This window comes from Pseudomonas sp. SCT (genome assembly GCF_003864275.1).
Classification (GTDB): domain Bacteria; phylum Pseudomonadota; class Gammaproteobacteria; order Pseudomonadales; family Pseudomonadaceae; genus Stutzerimonas; species Stutzerimonas stutzeri_AE.
The window spans coordinates 294,311-320,024 of the sequence record NZ_BDJA01000005.1; the positions used below are offsets into that span (position 1 = coordinate 294,311).

The following is a 25,714-nucleotide window of genomic DNA, read 5'->3' on the forward strand; positions in this document are numbered from 1 at the left end:
ATTTTTCGATGGACAACAAGGGACTTAAAGATGAACGTCAAACACATTCTTGCCGTAGCTGTCAGTGCCGTAGTGCTTTCGGCCTGCACCGCCACCACTTCGCTGCGCTCCACCGATCCGGATCTTGCCATCAAGATCAACCAGGACGCACCGCTGGTACTGAAGAACCCTGTCAGCAAGACCTACAAGGCCACCAGCTTCGGCCAGTACCGCTTCCGTGCCGAGAAGCCCGGTATGGAGCCGATGTACGGTCTGATTCCGTTGAAGTTCAACAGTGGCTATCTGGTCGCGGACATCCTGTTCTTCGCCCCGGCGGCGTTCTACAACCTGCGTGAGGTCTACCCGTTCTACGAGTTCGACGTAGAGAAAAACGAGGTTCGCTACAAGAAGAACGCCGGTGACCAGTGGACCGTGTACAAGCCGACGCCGGCTGAAGTGGCCCGCGCTCAGGCCTACTTCGCCAACTGATTGCGCCTTGGCAGCCCTTGCGCCTTCAAGGTGCAGGGGCTTTCAGCTCAACCCCCTCGCTCCACCGTATCGCCATCTTCACGGCGATTGTCACTCAGCTGCAGCTTCAGGCTGCGCACTTCCTCGGTCAGGCATTCCACTTGCAGCAGCAGCCGCTGCATGGTTTCTCGATCGGCCAGTTGCTCGCGGTTGTCTTCCTCGTGCCGGTCGGCGACGAACAGCGAACCGATATAGGCAGCGAAGCTGCCGAACAGCCCGACGCCGGAGACCATCAACAGCACCGCGACAATGCGGCCCTGGGTAGTGACCGGATAGAAGTCGCCGTAGCCGACCGTGGTGACGGTGACGAATGCCCACCACAGCGCCTCTTCCGGCGTGTTGATCGAGCTCTCCGGATTCGGCGCTTCCACCAGGAGCATGGTCAACGCGCCGAAGGCCACCAGCAGCATGGTTGCCGTGGCGGCAGAGGCGACGATGCCTTCGGCACGGTTGCGAAACAGGATGCGCCAGATCAGCCGCAGCGACTTGATCGCCCGTAGCACCCGCAGAATCTGGAATGCACGGAACAGCTTGGCCGCCTGCAGTCCACCGGCCGGTACGCTGGCCAGGAGATCAATCCAGCCCCAGCGCATGAAGCGCAACTTGTTCTCGGCCTGTTGCAGGCGCATCCAGAAGTCGAGGAAGAAAAAGAAGCAGACGATGTTGTCCAGATACCCAAGCAGAGTCGATATGTCGTCGGGCAGATCGAATACCAGATCGGCCACCAGCGCGCCGATCACATAGATCGACAGCACCAGGATGAGTATCTGAAAAGGCGTGACGGAGCGTTGCTTCATGGATGAACCGTGTGAGCTGAGGCGGGCGGCGCGCAAGTTTAAAGCACATGACCAGCCAGCGTTGGCTGCGAGATCAAGAGGATTTTCGATGAAATCCAGCGAAAGCATTCGTCTTGGCTGCGCCGGTTGGAGCCTGCCGCGAGCGGCCTGGCCGGCGTTCCCGAGCGATGGCACCCATCTGCAGCGCTTCGCCCAGCAGTTCTCGGCAGTCGAAATCAACAGTTCGTTCTACCGTCCGCATCGTCCGGCAACCTACCGCAAGTGGGCCGCGAGCGTGCCGGAGGGTTTCAGTTTCTGTGTAAAGGTGCCTCGGCAGATCACCCATGAACAGCGATTGCGCGACTGCGGCGCCGCGCTTAAAGGTTTTCTCGACGAAGCGACCGAGCTTGGCGACAAACTCGGTTGCCTGCTTTTGCAGCTGCCGCCATCGCTCGGCTTCGAGCGCGCGGTGGCAGGCGATTTCTTCGAAGCGCTACGCGAGCGCTATGCCGGCCAACTCGCCCTGGAGCCGCGGCATGCCAGCTGGCTGGATGCCGATGAACTGCTCGAGCGTTGGCGAATCGCCCGGGTGGCAGCGGACCCTTCACCAATTGCCGGGGGCGATCAGCCGGGTGGCTGGTCGGGCATGCGTTACTACCGGCTGCACGGCTCGCCACGTATCTACCACTCAGCCTATTCAACCGAGTGGCTGGAGCGGCTGGCCGACGAACTGCGCCGATGTGCGCAGTCGGGTGTGCGCTGCTGGTGCATCTTCGACAACACCGCCAGCGGTGCTGCCGTGGACAATGCGCTGACGTTGCAGTCGATGCTGCGGCGCTAGCTGGTTCAGCGAGGAATGATGCGCACGCGGCCTGCGGTGTTGTCGCGTCTGCCGGCTTTCTCGTTCTCCGCACGCCCCGGGATCGAACCGGAATCCTGGCCTCGGTCAGGTGTGGCGCTGCCGTCCAGTTCGCGCTCATCGACGCTGATCGAAGTGGCATCCGGATAGCCGGTGGTCAGCGTCTCGGTGCTGGCGGTCACCGGCGTGGCATCGTCGTCGCCCCACTTGGCACTGCGCTCGTCGATATCGATGGCGCCGTTGCGCTCCATCACCTGTTCGACCATCGACACCGGGCCCTCGTCATTCAGCGAAACGGTGACTACCGTTGAGCCCCGGCGCGCTGCTTCGGGATAGCGGCCCGCGTGCTTGTCGGCACTGTCGCCGAAGAGTTTGCTGAAGAAGCTGCCGATCTTGTCGGCGGCGGTGGCATCCGCATCCGGCTCCTCACCCACCACTTCCACACGGCTGCCATCGACCTGTTCCGGGTTCATCGCCGCAGACAGCTGAATGTCGTCACCGGCGATGCCCTGCTGCACCAGTTCCTGCTTGACCTGCTGGGCTTGTTCGTAGCGATCGAATGCTGCGATCAGAATCTGTTTCATGGATCACCTTCGTGTGCGTGCAACCTGGGCTGCGATTCATGGATGGTTCGACACCTGTCATGAGTCTTTGGCGCAACGTAGCGGGTGATGGTTCCGGCGGATTTGTGTGCGGACGTGAGTCGGTCGGCTAAGGGTGTAGCCGACCGGCGTGACCGCCGCCAGTCAGGCGTGCGGCTTGTTGCGGATGGTCTTCATCAGATCGTCCGGCGTGATGTGTCCGACCACGCTGCTGGCGCTGCCCGGCAGTGGCAGGTCGAGGATGTGGCCCTTCATCTTGCCGACCACGTGCATCTCGCAGGGCTTGCAGTCGAAGGTCAGGGTCAGCACTTCGTCGCCGTGTACCAGCTGCATCGGTGCGACCTTGGTACGCACGCCGGTGACGCCCTTGGCCTGCTTCGGGCAGAGGTTGAAGGAGAAGCGCAGGCAGTGCTTGGTGATCATCACCGGCACCTCGCCGGTTTCCTCGTGGGCCTCGTAGGCCGCGTCGATCAGCTGCACGCCGAAGCGGTGATAGAAGGCGCGGGCCTTCTCGTTGTAGACGTTGTAGAGAAACGACAGGTGCGACTCCGGGTAGACCGGCGGCGGCACGCTGACCGGCTTGCGCCCGCCGCGCGGGCGGATCGCCTCGCGCGCTTCGGTCAGCGCCTCGATGGCTTCGCGGCGCAGGGCCTTGAGTTGTGAGTTGGGGATGAAGAACGCCTGCGGTGCATCCACCTCGACTTCTTCGGCGTGATAGATCGTGGTGCCCAGCTGGCTCAGCAGATCGGCGATCTGGCCGGGCACCTGCTCGGGCTTCTTCGCCTCGCCGAAGGGGCCGGGCAGGGTGGCCGTGGCATAGGCGCCTTCCTCGCTGGTGACGTGCAGTTCCAGTTCATCGGCGCGCAGCTTGGCCAGCCAGCGCACACCGACGCGGCGTTCGGCGGAGGTCTTGAGCAGGGCGTTCTGCCAGTTGTGGTCCAGGTTGCGGTTGAGCGGGTGGTTCGGCCGCACCTGACGCATGGCGGTGGGCATTTCGTTGGGTTCGACGCGGTACTGCCAGAACGACTGACCGTCTTCCTCGAACTGCTTCAGCGGCTCGACCACGCTGGCGCGGAAACCCACCACTTCGCGTTTGATCAGCACATTGAGGCCATCACCATTGGACAGCGGCTCGCGGGTCTGCACGGTCAGGTCATGCTTGCCCACCTTGAGCACTTCGCCGACCGCAAGGCCGGTGAAGGTCGGCGAATCGAAGGCGCCGATGTCGATCTTGCGATCGGTGACGAAGTAGTCGGTGCTGCCGCGGTGGAAGGTCTTGTCCGGGTCCGGCACGAAGAAGTGATCGGTGCGGCCGCTGGAGGCGCGGGCTAGGTCCGGGCGTTCGGCGAGGATGCCGTCGAGGCGCTGGCGGTAGTAAGCGGTGATGTTCTTCACGTAGCTCACATCCTTGTAGCGCCCCTCGATCTTGAACGAACGCACGCCGGCGTCGACCAGCGCACTGAGGTTGGCGCTCTGGTTGTTGTCCTTCATCGACAGCAGGTGCTTTTCGAAGGCCACCACGCGGCCCTGATCGTCCTTCAGCGTGTAGGGCAGGCGGCAGGCCTGGGAGCAGTCGCCGCGGTTGGCGCTGCGTCCGGTCTGCGCGTGGCTGATGTTGCACTGCCCGGAGAAGGCGACGCAGAGCGCGCCGTGGATGAAGAACTCAAGGGTCGAATCCACTTCGTCGTAGATCGCGCGGATTTCCTGCAGGTTCAGCTCGCGGGCGAGAACCAGCTGCGAGAAACCAGCCTTGTCGAGGAACTTGGCACGTTCCAGCGTGCGGATGTCGGTCTGGGTGCTGGCGTGGATCTCGATGGGCGGAATATCCAGCTCCATGATGCCCATGTCCTGCACGATCAACGCATCGACGCCGATCTCGTACAGCTGGTGGATCAGCGTGCGTGCGGCTTCCAGCTCATCGTCATGCAGGATGGTGTTGATGGTGACGAACACCCGCGCATGAAACAGGTGGGCGAATTTCACCAACTCGGCGATATCCGCCACGCTGTTCTCGGCATTGTGCCGCGCACCGAAGCTCGGGCCGCCGATATACACCGCATCGGCGCCATGCAGGATGGCTTCACGGGCAATGCTGGCATCCCGGGCGGGGGCGAGCAGTTCGAGATGGTGCTTGGGCAGGGACATTGGCGCGGACCGGGTTTGAATCGAAAGGCGCGCATTGTAATGGCTTGCGGCCGGTTTGGGACTGGCCGCCGGGCGAGTCGGATGCGATGACCCCCGACCAGGGCTATGACCGGAGGCTCACGGGTGCGTCGGTGGTTCCGTTCCCTCGCGAGTACGAGGGAACGGTCTGCGGCTTCGTCTACAACCTCAACACCACCTGATGTTGCCCTTCATCCAGCGCAAGCCGCACCCACCCGTTTGTGCAATCGAGTGAGCGTTCATCCAGCTGTGCGTGCTGGATACCGCGGTTGGCTTGGGTCGGGTTCTCCAAGCGGATGGCGTAGCGCGTTTCGCCCAGCGTGATGGTGGCTTCGAACCCCGGCCATTGGCTGCTGATGCATGGATCGACGATCAACCATTCTCCTTCGCGGCGAATGCCGAGGATGCCTTCGACGCCTGCGCGGTGCATCCAGCCGGCGGCGCCGGTGTACCAGGTCCAGCCGCCACGGCCCTTGTGTGGCGCGACGCCGTAGACGTCCGCCGCCACCACGTAGGGTTCGACTTTGTAGCGGCGGCTTCCTTCCGGCGTCAGCGCATGATTGATCGGGTTGAGCAGGCTGAACATGCGGCAGGCCGCATCGCCATCGCCCAGCTTGGCGAAGGCGAGCATGGCCCACATCGCGGCGTGGCTGTATTGCCCGCCATTTTCGCGCAAGCCCGGCGGGTAACCCTTGATGTAGCCAGGCTCTTTTTCGGTCTTGTCGAACGGCGGGGTGAACAGCAGGGCCAGACCGTCCTGCTCGCGGATCAGGTGCTGCCGCACTGAAGCCATGGCCTGTTTTGCGCGGGCGGGGTCTGCTGCGCCGGACAATACCGCCCACGACTGGGCGATGGAGTCGATCCGGCATTCATCGCTGTCCTTGGAGCCGAGCCAGGTCCCGTCGTCGAAGGTTGCGCGGCGATACCACTCGCCATCCCAGGCCTTTTCTTCAAGCGAATCAGCCAGAGCCTGGGCATGCTTGCGCCAGCGCTCCGCGCGTTGGACATCAGCCACGGTGCCGCGCTGGTCCGCCAGCGGCGCGAAGAGTTCGATGGTGCGCAGCAGCAGCCAGCCGAGCCAGACGCTTTCGCCCTTGCCGTCCTCACCGACGCGGTTCATGCCGTCGTTCCAGTCGCCGCCGCCAATCAGCGGCAGGCCGAGTTCGCCGGTCAGTTCCAGGCACTGATCCAGACCACGCGCGCAGTGCTCGAACAGCGGCGCGGCGTCGCCGGCCATCATCGGCTGGAAGAACGCGTCGTGTTCGCCGGGCTTGAGCAGGGGCCCTTCGAGGAAGGTCACCGGTTCATCGAGGATCGTCGCGTCGCCGGCAACCTGAATGTAGGTCGCGGTGGCGAACGCCAGCCAGACACGGTCATCGGAGATGCGCGTGCGCACGCCCTGGCCGGAATGCGGCAGCCACCAGTGCTGCACGTCGCCTTCCGGGAACTGCCGGCTGGCCGCACGCAGGATGTGGCTGCGGGTAGCCTCGGGCCGCGAGAAGGTCAGCGCCATGCCGTCCTGCAACTGGTCGCGGAAGCCATAGGCGCCGCTCGCCTGGTAGAAGGCCGAGCGCGCCCAGATGCGGCAGGCCAGGGTCTGATACAGCAGCCAGCCGTTGAGCATGATGTCCATCGCGCGGTCCGGCGTTTTCACCTGTACGGCTCCCAGCGCGCTGCGCCAGTGCTCGGTGACTTCCAGCAGCACGGCGTCCAGGTCCGTCTGGCGATATCGCTCGACCAGCGCCCGCGCGGCGTCTGCCGACGGGCATTGACCGATGAAGGCGATGATTTCGATGCTCTCGCCCGCAGCCAGTTCGACACGAGTCTGCAAGGCCGCGCAAGGGTCCATGCCGGCCCCTGTGGCACCTGTGAGCGGCGCACCGGTGAGCAGTGCCGCTGGCGTGGCCGGCCCGCTGTTGCGACCGAGAAGTTCGCGGCGATCGGCCGTCCAGGCGGTCTGTCGGCCGCCAAGGTCGGCAAAGGCCACGCGCCCGGGAAAGGCGCTGCTCCAGGGGTTGCGTCCCAGCAGCATGCCGCAGCTTTCGTCGCGCTCGGTGATGATGAAAGGCGCATTGGCACCCCGCGCGGTGCCGAGCACCCATTCGCTGTAGCGGGTCACCGACAACCGGCGCGGTACTGCCGACAGGTTGCGCAGGGTCAGACGGGAAATCTTGATCGGATCGGCCAGAGGCACGTATTCCAGCAGGTCCATGGCGATGCCGTCGGCCTGGTGTTCGAAGCGGCTGTAGCCGTGGCCGTGCCGCGCCACGTAGAGCCCCGCATCCCGGATCGGTTGGGCGGTGGGGCTGAACAGCGCGCCGCTGTCTTCATCGCGCACATAGAAGGCTTCGCCGCAGGGATCGGTAACCGGGTCGTTGGACCAGGGCGTGAGCTGGTTTTCCCGGCTGTTTTCCGCCCAGGTGTAGCCGCTGCCCTGTGCCGAAACCTGGAAGCCGAACTGCGGATTGGCGATCACGTTTATCCAGGGCGCGGGCGTGTTGGCGCCTGCGTCCAGCAGCGTCACGTACTCGCGGCCATCCTTGTCGAAACCACCCAGGCCGTTGAAGCACTCGAGGTGGGGCGAAACGTCGATAGCGGAAGGCTGTGCGATGGCTGTCGAGGGTCTGGCGGAAAGGCGTGGTGCCATGAGCGGCACCTGCGAGGCGAGCAACTGGTTGGCCAGTTGCTTGTCGATCGGACCGCGGCGAGCGATCAGCGAAACTCTGGCCACGCTGCGCAGCAATGCGCGCGCCTCGGTGCTCAGCAGGTCGGCGCGCAGCATGTATACCGAACCCTGGGCGAGCTCGGCGCCGAAACGCGGGCGCGACTGACTGCTGCGCACGGCGGTTTCGATGGCGATCTGCAGGTCCTGCAGGTAGGAGCTGGCGTGCTCGTTGAGAATCACCAGATCCACCGCCAGGCGCTTCATGCGCCAATACTCGTGGGCGCGAAGCAGCTGGCGAACCTGGGCAATGTCCTGAACATCGTCGATGCGCAGCAGCACGATGGGCAGGTCGCCGGATATCGAATGTGGCCAGAGCCCGGATTGGGCTCCCGCGCCCTCGATGATCGCCGCCGATGGCGCGCGGAACTGCGGATCGGCATAGAGGATCGGCGCCCCCAGGCGCTGGAAATCAGCCGCTTCCGCCGGCTTGACGTCCAGATGGCGCAGTTGCACCTGCGCCTGGGTCCAGGCCAGCGTCTTGGCGCGGTCGTAGGCGCTGCGGTCGTGGTGTTTCTCGATCAGATTGAGCACCTCGTCGCGCGACCCTGCGACGAAGGTCCAGAACGCCACGCGGGCGACCTTGCCCGGGGCAACCTTGATCCGGTATTTGAGCGCGAAGATCGGATCGAGCACCGTGCCGACCGTATTCGACAGCGCCAGCCCTTCGGTGATCACCGCCGCGCTGGCAACGTTCGGGCGCTGGGCGATGAAACGGGCGCGGTCGGTTTCATACTGCGGATCGGCCACGACCTCGCCTTCCACCACTGCGAAATGCGCCGCCCAGATCGGGCGTTCGCTTTCGCTGCGCAGGCGCCGGGTGGCGAGCAATGCGCCGAAGTCGGGTAGGTATTCGGTGACCACGAACAGCTTGGCAAAGGCTGGGTGGGCGTTGTCCGTGGACGGGGTGGTCAGTACCACTTCGCTGTAGGACGTCAGTTCGATTTCGCGGGCATAGGCGCCGCTGTTGACCAGTGATACGCGGCGCACTTCGCCGTCGTCTTCACCGGACACCAGTACATCAAGGGTGGTGGTCAGGTCGAGATCGTGACGAACGAACTCGGCGCGGTCCTCGGCAAAGATCACTTCATGGCTCACGGCATCGCTGTCGCTGGGTTGACCGCCAGCTGGCCAGACACGGCCGTCGGCGGTGTCGCGCAGGAAAATGAACGAGCCGTAATCGTCACGGCTGGCATCTTCGCGCCAACGGGTCACGGCAATGTCGCGCCAGCGGCTGTAGCCGGCACCGGCGGCGGTGAGCATCACCGCATAGCGGCCATTGCTGAGCAGATGCGTGACCGGTGCGGCGCCGGCCGCGCAGGTGTTGAGCCGGCGCAGGGCCTGTGGATCGCCACTGGCCTCGACTGCGCGGATCTTCACCTCTTCGGCGCGCGGGTGGGCGATGGCCACATCACGTGGCATGCGCTCCTGCAGCAGCAGTTCGCAGGCCTGGATCATCGGTTCGCGATGGAAGCGGGCACGCATCTGCCCGTCCTGCAGGGTATTGGCGATGGCGACGATGGTCATTCCTTGGTGGTGGGCCATGTAGTTGCGCACGATGGTGACGGACTGGCCGTCCGGCAGCCGCGCCGGGGTGAAGTCCAGTGCCTCGTAGAAACCGTAGCGGCCAACCGCACCCATCTGCGCCAGGCGGCGATAGTTCGCCAGCGCGCCGGGCGCATCGACCATGGTCGCCAGGCCGGTGGCATAAGGCGCGATGACCAGGTTTTCCGCCAGGCCGCGCTTGAGGCCGAGGCCCGGCACGCCGAAATTGGAATACTGATAGGTGAATTCCATGTCACGGGCGTGATAGGCCGACTCGGACACGCCCCATGGGACGTTGCGGTCGTTGCCATAGTCCTGCTGGCGCTGCACCACGAGGCGGTTGGTCTGCTCCAGCAGACTGCCGGCCGGTGCACGCATGACCAGCGAAGGCATCAGGTACTCGAACATCGAGCCCGACCAGGAAATCAGCGCCGAGCCGTTGCCCAGTGGGGTCGCGGTGCGGCCCAGGCGGAACCAATGGCGGGTGGTCACGTCGCCCTTGGCGATGGCGAACAGGCTGGCCAGTCGTGCCTCGGAGGCCAGCAGGTCGTAGCAGCTTGGGTCGAGGCTGTTTTCCGCCAGCCCGTAGCCGATCGAGAGCAGCTTGCGCTCGGGGTCGAGCAGAAAGGCAAAATCCATCTCCAGCGCCATCTGCCTCGTCGTGCGGGAAATCTCGCGCAAGCGTGCTTCTGTTTCGCTGAGCGTATCGCCTTGCAGCTGACGGTCTCGGATGTGCTCGGACAGGGACCGGCCCAGGGCGTCGACCCAGAAGTGCAGGTCGGACGACTGGTCATCCGCGCTCGGCGGTGCGACCTCCAGGCTCAGGCGCATGGCTTTTTCGGCAAGCTGGTGGAGGGTCGCCGAGAGCGTGTCGAGCGCTTGCTCCTCACCCAGCTGCGCGGCGATCTGATCGAGCAGATCGGATAGCGCGCGCCCACGCTTGCCGCTTGTGGTCGGCAGTGCGGCCATAGCCTGGCGAATCAGTAGCAGGGTGTCGTGCAGGCCCGCGCGGGCATTCGGCGCAGTGGGTGCGTCCAGCCATTCTTCGCAGGCGTTAGCGATGGCGATCAGGTGACCGGCCAGGTTGCCGCTGTCAACCGCCGATACGTAGGCCGGCTCCAGCGCGCGCATGTCTTCGGTGGCGTACCAGTTGAAGAAATGCCCACGATGGCGCTGCAGGCGACTCATGCTGCCTAGCGTCGCCTCCAGACGGTCGAGGGTCTGCAGGGTGCCGGCCCAGCCGAAATCACGGGCGGTGATGGCCGAGAGCAGGTAGAGGCCCATGTTGGTGGGTGAGGTACGGCGAGCGACAACCGGCCTGGGGTCTTCCTGGAAGTTGTCGGGCGGCAGCATGTTGTCGTCCGGCGTGACGAAGGTTTCGAAGAAACGCCAGGTGCGCCGGGCGATCAGCCGCAGCTCCTCGGCATCCGCCTCGGCGAGTTGCTGGCCGGGGGCGATGCGCGGCGAGCGGCTGGCCCACAGTGCAATTGCGGGGGCGCACAGCCAGAGTAGCGCGAAGGGCAGCACGACAGGCCAGGAACCCGGCGCGATCAGCAGGGCGAAGAGGGCGGTGCCGACACCCAGCGCGATGCCGCCGGCCATGCCGCGATAGAAACCGCTCAGCTTCAAACGCGGGCTGATCGCCGACTGGGCGGCGGTGGTCCATTCCAGCAGGTGGTGCCGGGCCGCCAGCCGCGACAACGTGCGCACGATGGCATCGCCCATGCGCCAGGCCTGGTCCGGCAGAAAGGCGAGGTTCAGCCCGGTTTGCGAAGCGGCCAGGCGCAGGTCGCCGAGCAACCGACGCAGATGGCTCTGCGCGCAGATACCGCTACGCGCCGGCAGCAGCGCGAAACAGATCGGCAGAAATGCCGGAATCGCCATGGTCGCGAGGATCAGCGCGCTGCCGATCAGCGCGGCGGGCAGCGGCAGCAGCCAGCACAGCGTCAGCGCCAGCAGCGTGATCGGGGCGACCAGCGAGCGGCGCAGGTTGTCGAGCATCTTGAAGCGGCCGATGTCCGGCAGCGCCTGGGTGCCGCGGCGGGCGCCGAAAATCCACGGCAGCAGTTGCCAGTCGCCACGGGTCCAGCGGTGCTGGCGCTTGCCGGATACGTCGTAGCGCGACGGGAATTCCTCGACCACCTCGACGTCGGTCGCCAGGCCCGCACGGGCGAAGACGCCCTCGAACAGGTCGTGGCTGAGCATGCTGTTTTCCGGCACGCGGCCGGCGAGTGCCGCCTCGAAGGCATCGATGTCATAGATGCCCTTGCCGGTGTAGGAGCCTTCGCCAAAGAGGTCCTGATAGACGTCCGAGACGGCCGCCGCATAGGGGTCCATGCCGCCAGGACTGGAGAACACCCGCTGGTAGAGCGAGCCTTCGCGGCCCACCGGCAGCGACGGGGTGACCCGCGGCTGGAGGATCGCGTAGCCGTTGATCACGCGCTGCTCGGCCTCGCTGAAGCGCGGACGGTTGAGCGGGTGCGCCATCTTGCCGATCAGGCGCATCGCGGCATCGCGCGGCAGACGGGTATCGGCGTCCAGCGTGATGACGTAGCGCACATCGGCAGGCACCTGCTGCGCGCAGCCGGCCAGCGGCATGTAGCTGGTATTGCTGGCGCCACGCAGCAGCCGGTTGAGTTCGTGCAGCTTGCCGCGCTTGCGCTCCCAACCCATCCAGCAGCCTTCGCTGGGGTTGTACTGGCGACGTCGATGCAGGATCAGGAAGCGACTGCCGCCGGGTGCCGGGCCATAGCGTCGGTTCAGATCGGCAATGGCGGCAACGGCGACGGCGAGCAGAGGGGCATCGCCGGGCAGGGTTTCCTGATCGGCGTCCAGCCCGTCGGTCAGCAGCGCGAAGGTGAGATCGCCTCCTGCGCCGGCCAGGTGATGCACCTCGATGCGTTCGATCTGCTCCAGCAGGTCCGCTTCGCTGGTCAGCAGCGTCGGCACCGCGACCAGGGTGCGCAGCGACTGCGGCACGCCGGCGGTCAGGTCCAGCGCGGGCAGCGCCATGGCGCCGAAACGCCAGGTGACCAGGCGATTGATCAGCGTGGTGGCGACGTCGGTGACCGGCAGGAAGGCGACCACCGCGAGCAGCGCCAGCCAGCCAGCGGTGACGCCGGCACCGGCCAGGGCCTGCAATCCGAACGAGAGCAGCAGCGCAGTCACCAGCAGGATGGCGCCGACATAGCCGACGATGCCGAGCTGCACGTTGAAACGGCTCAGGCGCAGCCCGAGCGGCGCGCTGAAGCCGATGCTGCGCTCCAGTGCGAGGCGGCCTTCGCCGATTAGGTGATAACCCGGATCGCCGACGCGCTCATCCTGTGCGAGGTCCGTGGTTGGCGCGGCGCGGGCTGCGCTGAGTGCGGCTTCGGCCACCTCCAGTTCGGTCGCGCTCGAGCCGCGTGCCAGCTGTTCGATGGCGCTGCGATAGAGATTGCGGGTGGGGAAATCCATGCTGGCGAAGGCGCTGTCGGCACGCAGTCGTGCGTCCACCAGGCTGATGCTCTCGAACAGCTCGGTCCAGTCGATATCAGATATCAGCCGCATGCTGGTGATGACATTGCGCACGCTGACGTTCGAGGCACCCTGGCGCTGTTGCGAGTGCTGCACCACCTCGTCGATGGTGCTGCCCTGGCGACCCAGCTCCTCCTCCAGCCAGCCCAACGCCGGGGTGGTGCGGGGGTCCTGATCGCGCAGACGCTTGGCCAGTTCCGCGGCGAAGACTACCGACATGGTTTCGCTGCCACGCGTGGCGATCTCATCCTCCAGCGTTCGCTTTGCTGAGGCGGCGCAGAGCAGGCGGCTGGCCAGTGCATCGGCTGCGGCGCGAGTGATGCTGCCATCGGTGATCTGGTCGCTCAGACGGCGCAGATTCTCGATCAGCACGATGCGCAGGGTGATCGCCACGGCCCACAGCTCGCCAATGGTGAGTGGCTGAACCTGCTGATAAGCGACGATGAAGCGCCGCAGTGTCTCGGGATCGAAATGGCTGTCGGTATGGGCGACGAAGGCCCAGGCCAGGCCGAACACCCTCGGATAACCGGCGAACGGGCCTTCGGCCAGTTTTGGCAGCTGGCGGTAGAAGCCTGGCGGCAGATCATCGCGAATCTCGCGAATCTGCGCCTCGACCAGATGGTAGTTATCCAGCAACCATTCGGCAGCCGGCACCACGCTACGGCCAGCCTCCAGCTCGCTGGCACTGGAACGGTAGGCGGCAAGCAGCACCGCCGCGTTTTCACTCAGGCGCGCATGCAGCGACGACACGACCGGCGGCCGCTTGGTGATGGGCTGGGCCGCGGCAAGGCTGCGCGCGTGGTGCTCCAGCCGTTCGGTACCGAACAGCTCTTCACGCACGGGTGCGAGGTCGCTCCATACGGGCGAGCGCTGCTGACGGCCGAGGATGTGACGGAAAACTGAGGTCATGAGCGCCTGTCCGACTAGCGGAAATAGGGGAACAGGCGTTAGTGCGCCGGCTCCTGTCGGGAGGAACCACGGCGGCAAGCTTTCGGAACAACGGGAAACCGATTGCCGGTTTCTGCCAAATCGCCGTACGGCCTCGTGCATGCACCAGACCGCGGGCGGTCTGGTAGAGGCTTCAAGAATCGGCGAGCCATGAAAGCGGAGGGCCATAGGGCCACTCCGTTTGCAGGAAGAATGCTGTCGCAGCAATTGCTCCACGATACAGCATAGGCACTTTTATTGTCGGGGCTTCGTGGTCCGGCCCTCAGACCTGATCGGCTCGCGCCAGATGCCTGACTCTGGGCTGCGCAAGGGGAGCGAGGATTGCTTCGCCCTGGTCAGAGGCCGCCCAGCAGGTCGTGCGCATCGAGCAGGCGCCAGGCGATTTCCGGGTGTTTTTCCAGCCCGCGGCGCACGGCGGTGGCAATGGCGGGGCGGGTCTTGCGGCACAGGCCGGGCTGTGCCGCGAAGTCGATGGTGATGCCGCGCATGCTGCGCACTTCGGTGTGCCCTGGTGCGACGGTCATGCGGATGCCGAGCTGGTCGTACATCCGTTGCTGCAGGCGTTCGAGATCGTCCAGGCTTTGCACGTTTTCCAGGCGTTCGAGCAGGCGCCGTTCCTCATGCCGGGTCAGCATGAGAATGCGCACGTCGGCGCCGGGCGTTTCCAGCAGCTCGTCGCGCCGGCAGGTGCAGGTGCCGGGCGGGCAGGATTGGCGAAGCGGCGGCAGGCTGTTCATGGTCTTCGATCATAGCCAAGCCTGCGCAACGCGCACAGCCAGTGGCCACATGCTGGCCCGCTGATGACAAGCGCGGCAGCCTCGCGCACCATGGCGCTTCTTTTTGCGCCGGGTGCGCTTCGTTCCGTCAGGGATTTCGCTGGAGAACTGTCATGCGTGTTCTGTCATCCGTCCTGTTGATCGCAACGTTGTTCGTTGCCGGCTTCGCAGCCGCCGGGGAGGCCCGTCTGGTCGATGCGATCAACGCCTACCGTGGCGAAGTACAGCGCTGCGGCAACAAGGCGAGCGAAGAGCTGCCGCCGCTGACGGCCGATACCCGCTTGAATCTGCCGGTCGATGGCGCTGGCGATCTGCAGCAGGCGCTGTCCCGGGCGGGCTATCCGATGGTGACGGTGCAGGCGATTACCCTGTCCGGTCCGCGGGATGCGCAGGCGGCGATGCAGGCGCTGCGCGAGAGCTTCTGCCGGGTGATCCTCAATCCGCAGTTCGCCGACATCGGCGTGAGCCGCAACGGCCGTGACTGGCGCATCGTGGTGGCGCGGCCATTGCTCGATGGTCGTTTGGGCGACTGGCAGGCCGAAGGGCAGAAGCTGCTGGAGCAGATCAACGCCGCCCGTGCCTCCGCGCGCCGTTGCGGTAAGCAGGACTTCGCCGCAGCCGGGCCGCTCAGCTGGAACGATACGCTGGGCAGCACCGCCGGAGCCCACAGCCGGGCTATGGCCAACGGCAACTTCTTCAGCCATCTGAGCGAGGACGGCCGCACGCCAGGCGACCGCGCTGAGCTGGCTGGCTACACCGGCAGGCAGGTCGGCGAAAATATCGCCGCGGCACTGCCGACCGCCCGCAAGGTGTTGGACGGCTGGCTGGCCAGCCCCGGGCATTGCGCGAATCTGATGAACCCGCAGTTCAGCGAGCTTGGCGCAGCCTATGCGGTCGATCCGCAGAGTGACGCCGCCATCTACTGGACGGCAATGTTCGGCGCGCCCTGATCCGCCCGCGTGGCTGGCTCGCTTGCTGAGCGATCGCGCCAGCGCGCTGTCAGACAAACCTGTTCCCATCTTCAGGGTTGCCCTTGACCGATATCCCTTCCCCCGAGCATCTGCCCGCCGTGCTGGCGGGCCCGCTGCTACGGCGTACCGAGCCTGGCCTTGTGACGCTCTGGCTGGTTGGCTCGCGCCCGCTCGAGCTGTCGTTGGTTCTAGAAAGCCCGTCGTTCGGACTGCAACAACGTGTTTCGCTCGACGAGCTGAGCTGCCGGTGTCTGCCGATCGGCAAGCACGCTGTATTGCACCTGATCGAGTTCGTGCCTGACGCACCGCTGCCCACCGATTGCGTGATCGAATATGACCTGCGCATCCATGATGGTGCAGTGGAGCAGGGCATCGCCGAGTGCGCGCCGCATCTGCTCTATGACGGTACTACGCGGCCAAGCTTCGTCATCAAGTCGCGCCTCGATCGCGTCCTGCATGGTTCCTGCCGCAAGCCGCACCATGCTGCGGCTGACGGGCTGTTGTGTGTCGACGAACTGGTGGCTGACGCGCTGGGCAAGCCTGCCGAACGCCCGGCCGTGTTGCTGATGACGGGGGATCAGGTCTATGCCGACGATGTCGCCGGGCCGATGCTGGTAGCGATCCACGCATTGGTGCGCCGCCTCGGGCTCTATGGCGAGCAGCTCGAAGGTGCGGTGGTGAGTGACAGCGATGCGCTGATGACCCATCCGGCCAGCTATTACCGCCGCGAGCAGCTGCTGCCAGCGTTCAAGTCCAACGAGGCGCTACGCGAGCGATTCTTCGGTGGCGTGGAGAAGCCGGTGTTCACCACCGCCAACGGGCAGAACCACCTGATCAGCCTGGGCGAGGTGATGGCGATGTACCTGCTCGTCTGGTCGCCGACGCCCTGGTCGCTGATCGCGCCGCAAATGCCCGCGCTGGAACCCGCCCATGCCGAGCGCTACCGCAGTGAAGAGGCGTGTCTGCAAGGTTTTATCGAGGGATTGCCGAAGGTGGCACGCGCCCTGGCTCATGTGCCGTCGTTGATGATCTTCGACGACCACGACATCACCGATGACTGGAACCTTTCCGCGCGCTGGGAGGAGACCGCTTACGGCCATCCGCTGTCGAGACGCATCATTGGCAACGCGCTGCTCGCCTACCTGCTGTGCCAGGCCTGGGGCAACGAGCCGAAGCGGTTCGCCGAGTTGCTGCTGCCGCTCCGTGAGCTGCTGGCGACGGCTAGCGATGGCTGGCTGGATTGCGCGGCGCAGAACGCTCTGATCGACACGCTGTTCAAACTCGACGGCTGGGGCTACGAGCTGCCCACCGACCCGCCGCTGGTGGTGCTGGACACCCGCACCCGGCGCTGGCGCAGCGAGCGCAACCTCAGTCGCCCGTCAGGCCTGATGGATTGGGAAGCGCTGAGCGAATTCCAGCAGAACATTCTCGACAAGCCGTCGGTGCTGATCGTCTCACCGGCACCGATGTTCGGCGTCAAGCTGATCGAAGCGGTACAACGGGTGTTCAGTTGGGCTGGCCAGCCGCTGCTGGTGGATGCGGAGAACTGGATGGCCCATCGCGGCGCGGCCCACGTGATGATGAATATCTTCCGCCACACCCGTACGCCGGGTAACTACGTGGTGCTGTCCGGCGACGTGCACTACTCCTTCGTCTACGAAGTGCACATTCGCGGTCGCGATACAGCGCCCCAGCTATGGCAGATCACCAGCAGCGGCGTAAAGAACGAGTTTCCGCGGCGCCTGCTGGACTGGTTCGACCGCCTCAATCGCTGGTTCTACGCGCCCTGGTCACCACTGAACTGGCTGACCAAGCGCCGTCGCCTGGAAGTCGTACCGCGCGTGCCGGACCGCAGTAACGCCGGCGAACGGCTATGGAACGGCTCGGGTATCGGCCTGCTGGTGCTGGATGAGCAGGGCAGGCCGCGCGAGATCTACCAGTTGAATGCCGATGGCACGGCGCCAGTGGCATTTCTCGCCGAGCGCGCTCGCCCTCGCGAGGTTTAATCGTGCGTGTACCCTGCGGTCACGCGCGTCGCTCCACATCGCTGACGGCTATCCGTTCGGATCGCAGCTCTTCCAGGGCATGGCGGGTGATCTGCACCGCCGCGCTGATGGAGAGCAGCGCCATGATCGTCGCCACGATCAGGTCCGGCCAACCGGCGCCGGTGCCGAACACGCCGAGCGCTGCCAGCATGACGGCGAGGTTGCCCAACGCATCGTTGCGGCTGCATAGCCACACGCTGCGCATGTTGCTGTCGCCTTCGCGGTAGGCATAGAGCATCGCCGCCACCGCTATGTTGGCCAGCAGCGCGATCACCCCAACGACGCCCATGGTCGAGGCATGTGGCACGCTGCCTTCGACGAAATTGCCGATGGCGACCACCAGAATGAATATGCCGAACAGGCCCATCGTCAGCGCCTTGGCCAGCGACGCCCGCGCCCGCATCGTCACGCCGAGCCCCAGCACGAAAAGACTGACGCCGTAATTTGCTGCGTCACCGAAAAAGTCCAGCGAGTCGGCCAGCAGCGAGACCGAGCCGGAGCGCAGGCCCGCACCGATCTCGACGCCGAACATCGCCAGATTGATCAGCAGCGCAATCCACAGAATGCGGCGATAGCGCCCCCGTGCCGCCGTACTGGCACAACCACTGCTGCAGCAATTTCCCGCCATGGCATCGCCTCCAGTTGTCGATGGCGCTACGCTAAACCCTGTAGCGACTACAGGGTCAAGTGATGTCACTCACCATCGGCAAACTCAGCAAGGCCACGGCAGTGAACGTGGAAACCATCCGTTATTACGAACGTATCGGCCTGCTTGCGCCGCCGTCGCGTACCGAGTCTGGCTATCGCACGTTCAGCGAGCGCGACGCGGAGCAGCTGCGATTCATCAAGCGCGGGCGCGAACTCGGTTTCACCCTCGATGAGATTCGCACCCTGGTCGAGCTGGCGGATCAGCCCGAGCATGCCTGCAGCGATGTCGATCGCCTGGTACAGATGCATCTGGTCGAAGTGCGGCAGCGCATCGCCGATCTGCAGCGGCTCGAAGCGGAACTGCAGCGCCTGGCGGGTTGCAGCGAATCGTCGGTCCGCGAGTGCCGCATCATCGAAACCCTGACCGGAATGCGTCGGTCCTAGGTCTGCTGTGTTGCGCGACTCGCTGCGCACGCACCGCACATCGACATGTACGGCGCTGACGAAACGTCCGGTCTGCCCTCGGGTTCCAAGGCAATGTCATCCCAGCCCATTGTTGCCAGAGGACAGCTGCCATGATCGATCCAGACGACCCACTCAAGGATGGCCTGACCCCGCCGGATTACGACGAGTACGGCGATGTGCCGGACTCTGGCGAAAACGATGCCGATCCAGGCGCTGCTACGACGGACCAACCGGAAGCCGATCAGAGCCCGCTCGGTTAGGTGCCTGCGCCTGAGGCTCTGTCCGACGTCGTGCAAACGCTGCATCTGCTGGACAATTCGAGCCGCCCGGCCTAAAAAGGCGCGCTGCGCCGTAAGGCGTAGACGCCAACCGGCAGCAGTGTCCAGAAGCAGGTGAATCGTGAGAAAGAAAAAGCCCGTAGACCCCGTCCGCCAGGCCGAAAAGAACCGTGCCCACCGCATCGGTTGGGTAATCGCACTCGCCGGCATCGTGGTGGGTTTCGCGCTGGTGATGGGCAAGTAGGCGAATCTCACCGCGGCCAGCCAATCGGCGTAGCCGCGGTCAGGTGGACAAGCGAGGCGTTATCCACCTGCGAAGATGCGGGCGCGGGTTGTGTCAGGCGAACGTGGCGCCTCTGGCGTTCACGTACAGCGCGTAGATGCCGTGGCTGCTCGCCATGAACAGGCGGTTGCCCTGCGCGCCGCCGAAGCACAGGTTCGCGCAGCGCTCCGGCAGGTGGATATGGCCGATCGCCTTGCCTGCGGGGTTGAACACACGCACCCCATCCAGGCCTTCAGGGTTCGCCTCCGGTGAGCCGGAGCTTCCCCAGCCGCACCACAGGTTGCCGGCCTCGTCGCATTTGATGCCATCCAGCGCACCATGAGCGGTGGCCTCGATGTGTTTGCTGCGCTCGCCCAGCGTGGCGTCGGCGTTCACCTTGTAAGCCCAGACCAACCGGTTCGGCTTGGCGCGTCCCTCCACCACATAGAGCGTCGTTTCGTCCGGCGAGAAACACAGACCGTTGGGGCCGGCGATGCCCTCGATCACGCGCGTGACCTCCAGTGTCTCGCCGTCTATGCGGTACACGGCATCTGGCAGCTCGGTCTGGATCTTCTGCCCTTCGTAGTAGTTGCCAGCCTGAAACGGCGGGTCGCTGAACCAGATCGAGCCGTCGCGCTTGACCACCACATCGTTTGGCGAGTTGAAGCGCTTGCCCTGGTAGTTGTCGGCCAGCACCGTGACGGCACCGTTATGCTCGATGCGCGTCACCCGTCTTCCCAACTCGTGGGTGGTCGAGCCTTCGCATATCACCAGGCGGCCCTGGCGGTCTCGTGTCAGCCCGTTGGAAAAATTGGCCTGCTCCCGATAAACGCTGAGCGACTCGGTGACCTCGTCCCAACGCATGATTCGGTTGTTGGGGATATCACTCAGCAACAGGTAGCGCCCGTCGCCAATCCACACGGGGCCTTCCGCCCAGCGCAGGCCATCGGCGATTTTCTCTACGCTGGCATTGAACAGCCGCAGCTGCAGAAAGCTTTCGTCCAGCACCTCCAGAGAAGGATCGGGATACCGCCTGCTGAGCGGCTCGGCGGACCGGGAAAGGCCGGGTAGGGCTAGGCCGGTAGTCAACAGCGCGAGCACGCCAGCGACTGCTTCAGGAACTGCCGGCGGGAATCGCGGGATGGCTGTTGTTCTTGTTCGCTCATCGGAACACCTTCGTGGATTTAGGTAAGCGAAATCCATCTTAGTAGAGGTACGATGACTTTCAAGAAAATACCCCGAAACCGTCGCTATAGAAATCCGTTATTTTTGAAAATTGCATATATAACAATTGGATGATTAGTGTTCGGCGATTTCATGTTGTCATATGACATTGGCTAAATACCCACAGCAGCGCTTATTTGCCGAGCCGACGCCAGGTTGTGGAGTGGCGCAGGTTGGGCGCGGTTTGCTCGTTGAAATCCGCGATCCGCAGCCACGAGATCCTGCCCGTATACCGTCGTTGAACTCGCGCCCGCATAAGGGGGAGGGCATTGCTCGTCGTGACAGATGCAATCACGCGGGCAAGCTGATGGCATTCCACTATCGTCTGATAAGCATTCGCATATACGAATTATTCTGTCGCCTCTATAATCCGCCACCTTTTTCTCCGAGGCGGCCAAGCATGGGCGTTTTCGAGTCTCTCCAGCAGTTCCTGATCGCCCCGATCCTGCATCAGCTCACCAGTTTTTTCGACTTGAACGGCCGCCTTGGCGTGCTGTTTCTTGGGGTCTCCTATGCGGTGGCCTATGCCTTGTTCCGTTATCGAAAACGGCACGGGCTTACCGAGGCTGGATCGTTCTGGCAATTTATCGGCGGCTGGCGGGTGCACTGGCATCCATCGGCGCGTCTGGACTATCGCTACTACTTCGTTCGCGGTGTGCTGAAGGTCGTGCTGGTGGTGCCGATCGTCGCGCTCGTCGACCCGTACCTTCTCCGCTCGGGCGACTATCTCGCGTTTTTCACCAACCTATGGGGCGCGCGTCCGCAGCTCGGGCAAAACCTGTCGTTGTCGTTGCTCTATGGCCTCGGCGTGTTCGTCATCAGCGACTTTGCCGGGTACTGGGTGCACCGCGCCTTTCACAGTCGTTGGTTGTGGGAGTTTCACAAGGTGCATCATTCGGCACCGGTGATGGTGCCGTTGACTGCCAGCCGCGTGCATTTTCTGGAAAAGGTGGTCGGCCGGCTGGTCGACCTCGTGTTGCTCAGCGCCTATGCCGGGCTCTTCTGGTACGCGTGCGGCGGTGAAATCAGCCGCTACACGCTGTTTGGCGTGACCTATCTGGTGTTCATCTTCAACGCGCTGGCTTCGAACCTGCGGCACAGCCACGTCTGGCTTTCGTTCGGGCCGCGCGTCGAACACATCCTCAACAGCCCGGCGCAGCACCAGATTCATCACAGCGATGCGCCTCGGCATTTCCACAAGAACTTCGGCACCAACCTGTCCGTCTGGGACTGGATGTTCGGCACGCTGTATGTCACCGGCGCCAAGCCGGAAGAGATCCGTTTTGGTACCGCCGAGCAGGACTCGCATCGTTACCTGACGCTCTACAGCCTCATCGTCATGCCGTTCGTGGATACCGCACGCAAGGTGATGCCGGTCAGCAGGCCACGCCGGACCGATTTTTGAGCCGCACCTGCGGCCAGCGAGGGGGATGGCGCGTTTCGACAGTCCTCGTACAATCGCGCCCGATATGCAACGGACAGCCTGTGGCTGTCCCACGCGGGCTGCCGACACTGATTCATCTCGAGAGGAATACCATGCCGACCTACGACTACCGCTGCGAAGCCAACGGTCAGGTGTATGAAGTCCGCCACGCCATGGCACTACGGCCGAAAACCTGGGGCGAACTACGCGCGGCCGGCGCGCTGGCCGAAGATGCGACCATTCCGGACGACACGCCGGTGACCAAGCTGATGACCGCCGCTGGAGTGGTCAGCAGCCGGGTGTTGAAGAATCCCGAAGCGCCGGCGTGTGCCCGCAGTGGCTGTGCCGGCAACTGCCGTTGAGTCGAACAGCAGGCCCTGACGTCGCGCTCGTTGGGGTGGAAAACGGCGAAGCCTTTTCCACGCCGCTGCGCTAGTAGCGCATCTCCAGCGTGATCCTGGTGGGCTCGCCGGCAGTGATTGCGAAGGCGCTATCTTCGAACGAGGGCGGGCCCATCACCTTGGGATTGTTCGACAGTCCGTAGCCTTCCGTTGGGATCATGCCGAAGCGGCGATCCATCTCACCGTTATCGTTCTCGTCATGGTAGGCCAGCACCGCGTAGCGCCCGGGCGGCACGTCCTTGAATACCAGCGTCACGGCTCCCTGCTCGGCCTTGGCCTTCTGCGCGGCGAATGCCTGGTCGTCCTTGCGGAAGGTTTTCGGATCGGAATAAACCGCTACGGCCACCTGGCCGTTGTCGTGTTGAACGCCGTCGAGTGTGACGTGCAGCTCTTCGGCATAAGCCGTGGGGATCAAGAGGGTGAGGGCAACGCCCAGAATCGGAAGTGCTTTCATGCTGTGCTCTTGAAGTCGGGGGCACGGAAAGTCGCTGGATTCAAACGTGGGCCGGCGACACTGAGTCGATCGTCGCCATCTTCAGCGAACAGGCGAAGCGTTGTCCACGCGTGGCGCGTCCATCGTTCGATCAGAACTGCGGCCCTGAGCGAGTGTTGTTGCCCTTGGCCAGGCGGTCGTAGAGCACCACGTTGACCGTTGCTGCGAGATTCATGCAGCCATTGGTGGGGATGTACACCACATCCTCGCACCAGTCGCGGAGCTCTTTGCTCAGCGAGCCATCCTCGGCGCCGAAGATGTACAGCGCACGGTCCGGGTGGGTGTACTCGGGCAGCGCGCGCGCACCTTCGACCAGCTCCACCGCGACCGGCACGCAGCCGAGCGGGAGGATCTTGCGCAGGTCATCGATGTTGATCAGCGGAATGTCCTGATGGACCTTCTTGGTATCGGTGACGAAGTCCTTGGCGCGGTCATAGCGGGTGCCGGTGTAGAACACCGAAGCGGCGCCATAGCAGCCTGCGGCACGCATGATCGCCCCCACGTTGGAGGGCGATTTGGGGTTGCTCAGGCCGATGCAGGCATAGCGTTTGTTGCTCACGGAAGGGGACTCGCGCGGAAAACGCGCGAGTATACGGGAGTGTCCAGTCCGATGACGGCTCGGATGGCCGGGTCAGGGAATGAGCTTGCTCGCCCGCAGCCTGGCGAACACCTCGAAGAACGCCTCGTCGCTGGCCTGATAATCCAGAAAACCGAGCTTGCGACTCTTCGACATGTCCGTCACCACCTCGATCGGGCGGCCGAGATCGGCATCGGTGTGCCACGGCGAGACGAGCTTGCCGATGTCCGCCTCGGCGAGACCGAACTGCTTGGTCATATCGTTCCAGATGTCCGCGTCGCCCGCCATCTGCTGCTCCAGCGGGGCCGGGCCGTCGAACGGCGCGGCGTCGATGCCGAACCACTCGGCAATGCGCGACCACATCCATTTCCAGCGAAACACATCGCCGTTGACGATGTTGAAGGCCTGGTTGGCGGCTGCCGGTGTGGTGGCGGCCCAACGCAGGTGGCTGGCGAGCTTGCCGGCATCGGTCATGTCGGTCAGGCTGTTCCACTGCACGTCCGAGCCCGGAAAGCGGAAGGGCCGGCCCGTGTGGCGGCAGATGGAGGCGTACACGGCCAGCGTGGTAGCCATGTTCATCGCATTGCCGACCGCGATGCCGGTGATGGTGTGCGGCCGGTGCACGCTCCAGCTGAAGCCATCGCGTTGCGCTGCGGCAAACAGCTCATCCTCCTGGGCGTAATAGAAGTTCTCGACATCCAGCCGCCCCTGTTCCTCGCGGAACGGCGTCTGCGGCAGCGCACCCTTGCCGTAGGCTTCGAACGGGCCGAGGTAATGCTTGAGGCCGGTGACCAGGGCCACATGGCGAACCGTGCCTGTCGGCCGAACGGCTTCGAGCACGTTGCGTACCATCTGCGCGTTGACGCGGATATTCTCCGCCTCGCTGGCCTGGCGCGCCCAGGTGGTGAGGAAGACGTGAGTAGGCGAAACACCGGCCAGCGCCGAGGCGAGGGCCTTCGGGTCCAGCAGATCGGCGCTGATCGGAGTGACGCCCGCGTCGGTGTTCGGCCGGCGAGCCAACGCGGCAACGTTCCAACCTTCATCGGCCAGCAGGCGCGACAGCGCGCTGCCGACGATACCGCTCGCGCCGACCACCAGTGCTTGATTTGTCATGTGCAGACCCCACAAAGCGAAACAGGCCTGCACCTTATCCACCCGAAAACGCCGATCCAAGTCGGCACCAAATGGTGACCATCCCCCATGCAACCGGGCTCTGACGAAGAACAATGGCGCGAAGACTGCGCGCCGAGACGCGTGCTCGAACTCTTCGCCACCAAGTGGACCAGCATGATTCTGCACACGCTGCATGCCCGGCACGATGGCACCGCACGCAGCGGCGCATTGCATCGCAGCCTGCCTGGCATCTCCAAGAAAATGCTGATCCAGACGCTTCGCGAACTGGAGCAAAGCGGCCTGATCGAGCGCCACACGCTCGATTCGGTGCCGCCGGCGGTGAGCTATGCGCTCTCGCCGCTGGGCCAGCTGATGGTTGAACCCATCGAACTGATCTACGACTGGGCAAGGCAGAACTCCGGCGCGCTGGATCAGCTGCAGCCAAGAAGCACCTCGCGCAGGCGGGGCTAGATCGCGTTGACGATCTGCTCGCGCAGCCATTGATGGGCCGGGTCGCGATGGGCGCGTTCATGCCAGAGCATGGCCATTTCGTAGCCCGGAATCTCCAGCGGCGCTTCGACGACCTGCAGTGCGGCGCCCTGCACCAGCCGTTCGGGCAACATGGCCACCAGATCCGTGCTTTCCAGCACCGAGCGCAAGAACAGGAAATGCGGCACCGATAGCACCACAGGTCGTTGCAGGCCGTGCGCGGCCAGCACGTCATCGGTGGCACCGTGAAAGCCGCCGCCATCCGGCGAGACGATCACCTGATCCAGCGCGCAGAACTGCTTCAGCGTCGGCCGTCGCCGCAGGCGCGGATGCCCGGCGCGGCCGGCCAGCACGTAACGCTCGGTGAACAGAACGCGGCGGCGCAGGTTGGACGGCGAACCATCGACGGTGTGCAAGGCGAGGTCGATCTCTCCGTGTTCTGCCTGGCGGGCGATGCGTGAAGGTTGCATCTCGACCACGGCGATGCGTGTGCCCGGTGCGGCGCAACGCAGGCCGGCCAGAGCGGGCAGCACAATGGCCGACTCGCCATAGTCGCTGGCTGCGATACGCCAGACGTTCTGCGCAGCGCCAGGGTCGAACGGGCTGGCTGGCGCGACGGCTTGCTCCAGCGCTTGCAGTGCCAGGCGCAAGGGTTCGCGCAGTTCTTCTGCGCGTGCGGTCGGGCGCATGCCCCGCGGCCCAGGTATCAGTAGAGGATCGTCGAAAATGTCCCGCAGCTTGGCCAGGTGAACGCTCACCGAGGGCTGGGAAAAATTCAGCCGCTCTGCGGCGCGGGTGACATTGTGCTCGGCCAGCAACACATCCAGGGTGACCAGCAGATTCAGATCGAGACGTCTGAGATTATTCATGGCAATACCTGAGATATGGCTTATTCATTTCAAACATACCTG

The 25,714-nt window shown here is 64.4% G+C and carries 20 protein-coding genes and 2 pseudogenes; 10 read left to right on the top strand and 12 right to left on the bottom strand.

Going from position 1 to position 25,714, the window contains the following annotated elements; genetic code table 11:
* Positions 1-30: 30 nt before the first annotated feature.
* Positions 31-468: a hypothetical protein gene (locus tag BHD08_RS14950; RefSeq protein WP_125023214.1), complete on the top strand. Its 438-nt coding sequence runs from the start codon at positions 31-33 to the stop codon at positions 466-468.
* A 47-nt stretch (positions 469-515) separates the two neighbouring features.
* Here BHD08_RS14950 and BHD08_RS14955 read toward each other — a convergent pair whose 3' ends face one another.
* The gene (locus BHD08_RS14955) at positions 516-1,304 is read right to left on the bottom strand and encodes an ion transporter (protein ID WP_015277527.1); all 789 of its coding nucleotides are present in this window, start codon (positions 1,302-1,304) and stop codon (positions 516-518) included.
* A gap of 88 nt (positions 1,305-1,392) precedes the next feature.
* Between BHD08_RS14955 and BHD08_RS14960 the strand changes: the two genes are divergently transcribed.
* Entirely contained in the window at positions 1,393-2,124 is a 732-nt protein-coding gene (locus BHD08_RS14960; protein WP_125023216.1) for a DUF72 domain-containing protein, read from the top strand.
* Positions 2,125-2,129: 5 nt separating this feature from the next.
* Here BHD08_RS14960 and BHD08_RS14965 read toward each other — a convergent pair whose 3' ends face one another.
* The 4 genes from BHD08_RS14965 to BHD08_RS14980 form a co-directional block, all read right to left on the bottom strand.
* The gene (locus BHD08_RS14965; protein WP_125023218.1) at positions 2,130-2,726 is read right to left on the bottom strand and encodes a hypothetical protein; all 597 of its coding nucleotides are present in this window, start codon (positions 2,724-2,726) and stop codon (positions 2,130-2,132) included.
* A gap of 162 nt (positions 2,727-2,888) precedes the next feature.
* On the bottom strand, positions 2,889-4,889 hold the full coding sequence (locus BHD08_RS14970; RefSeq protein ID WP_125023220.1) for a U32 family peptidase: 2,001 nt from the start codon (positions 4,887-4,889) through the stop codon (positions 2,889-2,891).
* Between the two features lie 178 nt (positions 4,890-5,067).
* Positions 5,068-13,599, bottom strand: coding sequence for a GH36-type glycosyl hydrolase domain-containing protein (locus BHD08_RS14975; RefSeq protein ID WP_125023222.1), 8,532 nt, complete (start codon positions 13,597-13,599; stop codon positions 5,068-5,070).
* Between the two features lie 374 nt (positions 13,600-13,973).
* A complete protein-coding gene (locus tag BHD08_RS14980; RefSeq protein ID WP_125023224.1) occupies positions 13,974-14,375 on the bottom strand; it encodes a hypothetical protein in 402 nt (133 codons plus the stop codon).
* A 152-nt stretch (positions 14,376-14,527) separates the two neighbouring features.
* Here BHD08_RS14980 and BHD08_RS14985 point away from each other — a divergent pair, with 152 nt between their 5' ends.
* Together BHD08_RS14985 and BHD08_RS14990 are read left to right on the top strand one after the other, a co-directional pair.
* Positions 14,528-15,364, top strand: a complete 837-nt coding sequence (locus BHD08_RS14985; protein WP_125023226.1) for a CAP domain-containing protein — start codon at positions 14,528-14,530, stop codon at positions 15,362-15,364.
* A 119-nt stretch (positions 15,365-15,483) separates the two neighbouring features.
* Positions 15,484-17,391, top strand: a complete 1,908-nt coding sequence (locus BHD08_RS14990; protein ID WP_051035526.1) for an isoleucyl-tRNA synthetase — start codon at positions 15,484-15,486, stop codon at positions 17,389-17,391.
* Positions 17,392-17,410: 19 nt separating this feature from the next.
* Here the strand turns inward: BHD08_RS14990 and BHD08_RS14995 are convergent, their stop codons facing one another.
* On the bottom strand, positions 17,411-18,058 hold the full coding sequence (locus tag BHD08_RS14995) for a cation transporter (protein ID WP_015277518.1): 648 nt from the start codon (positions 18,056-18,058) through the stop codon (positions 17,411-17,413).
* 62 nt (positions 18,059-18,120) lie between these two features.
* Here BHD08_RS14995 and BHD08_RS15000 point away from each other — a divergent pair, with 62 nt between their 5' ends.
* The 3 genes from BHD08_RS15000 to BHD08_RS23245 all read left to right on the top strand — a co-directional run bounded on the left by BHD08_RS15000 (position 18,121) and on the right by BHD08_RS23245 (position 19,065).
* Positions 18,121-18,522: a helix-turn-helix domain-containing protein gene (locus BHD08_RS15000; RefSeq protein ID WP_125023228.1), complete on the top strand. Its 402-nt coding sequence runs from the start codon at positions 18,121-18,123 to the stop codon at positions 18,520-18,522.
* Between the two features lie 131 nt (positions 18,523-18,653).
* The gene (locus tag BHD08_RS23070) at positions 18,654-18,803 is read left to right on the top strand and encodes a hypothetical protein (RefSeq protein WP_177412683.1); all 150 of its coding nucleotides are present in this window, start codon (positions 18,654-18,656) and stop codon (positions 18,801-18,803) included.
* Positions 18,804-18,942: 139 nt separating this feature from the next.
* The gene (locus BHD08_RS23245; RefSeq protein WP_015277515.1) at positions 18,943-19,065 is read left to right on the top strand and encodes a hypothetical protein; all 123 of its coding nucleotides are present in this window, start codon (positions 18,943-18,945) and stop codon (positions 19,063-19,065) included.
* A gap of 7 nt (positions 19,066-19,072) precedes the next feature.
* Here BHD08_RS23245 and BHD08_RS23525 read toward each other — a convergent pair.
* Positions 19,073-19,213: pseudogene (locus tag BHD08_RS23525) on the bottom strand (hypothetical protein); the annotation flags it as partial.
* A pseudogene (locus BHD08_RS15005) lies at positions 19,159-20,249 on the bottom strand (SMP-30/gluconolactonase/LRE family protein). The pseudogenes BHD08_RS15005 and BHD08_RS23525, both read right to left, overlap by 55 nt.
* 458 nt (positions 20,250-20,707) lie before the next feature.
* On the opposite strand from BHD08_RS15005, the gene BHD08_RS15010 reads away from it, so the two are divergent.
* Positions 20,708-21,712: a sterol desaturase family protein gene (locus BHD08_RS15010; RefSeq protein WP_125023321.1), complete on the top strand. Its 1,005-nt coding sequence runs from the start codon at positions 20,708-20,710 to the stop codon at positions 21,710-21,712.
* A gap of 131 nt (positions 21,713-21,843) precedes the next feature.
* Positions 21,844-22,092: a zinc ribbon domain-containing protein gene (locus BHD08_RS15015; protein ID WP_015277512.1), complete on the top strand. Its 249-nt coding sequence runs from the start codon at positions 21,844-21,846 to the stop codon at positions 22,090-22,092.
* A gap of 70 nt (positions 22,093-22,162) precedes the next feature.
* Here BHD08_RS15015 and BHD08_RS15020 read toward each other — a convergent pair whose 3' ends face one another.
* The 3 genes from BHD08_RS15020 to BHD08_RS15030 all read right to left on the bottom strand — a co-directional run bounded on the left by BHD08_RS15020 (position 22,163) and on the right by BHD08_RS15030 (position 24,314).
* Entirely contained in the window at positions 22,163-22,585 is a 423-nt protein-coding gene (locus BHD08_RS15020; protein ID WP_125023230.1) for a DUF2141 domain-containing protein, read from the bottom strand.
* Between the two features lie 130 nt (positions 22,586-22,715).
* Positions 22,716-23,183 (bottom strand): RNA methyltransferase, encoded by a 468-nt coding sequence (locus BHD08_RS15025; protein ID WP_125023232.1) that lies wholly within the window; start codon positions 23,181-23,183, stop codon positions 22,716-22,718.
* Positions 23,184-23,255: 72 nt separating this feature from the next.
* On the bottom strand, positions 23,256-24,314 hold the full coding sequence (locus BHD08_RS15030; protein WP_125023234.1) for an SDR family oxidoreductase: 1,059 nt from the start codon (positions 24,312-24,314) through the stop codon (positions 23,256-23,258).
* Positions 24,315-24,401: 87 nt separating this feature from the next.
* On the opposite strand from BHD08_RS15030, the gene BHD08_RS15035 reads away from it, so the two are divergent.
* Positions 24,402-24,785 carry a helix-turn-helix domain-containing protein gene (locus BHD08_RS15035; protein ID WP_125023236.1) on the top strand — a complete coding sequence of 128 codons (384 nt, stop codon included), beginning with the start codon at positions 24,402-24,404 and terminating at the stop codon, positions 24,783-24,785.
* Here BHD08_RS15035 and BHD08_RS15040 read toward each other — a convergent pair.
* Positions 24,782-25,672, bottom strand: coding sequence for a LysR family transcriptional regulator (locus tag BHD08_RS15040; RefSeq protein WP_125023238.1), 891 nt, complete (start codon positions 25,670-25,672; stop codon positions 24,782-24,784). The genes BHD08_RS15035 and BHD08_RS15040 overlap by 4 nt on opposite strands.
* Positions 25,673-25,714 lie beyond the last annotated feature (42 nt).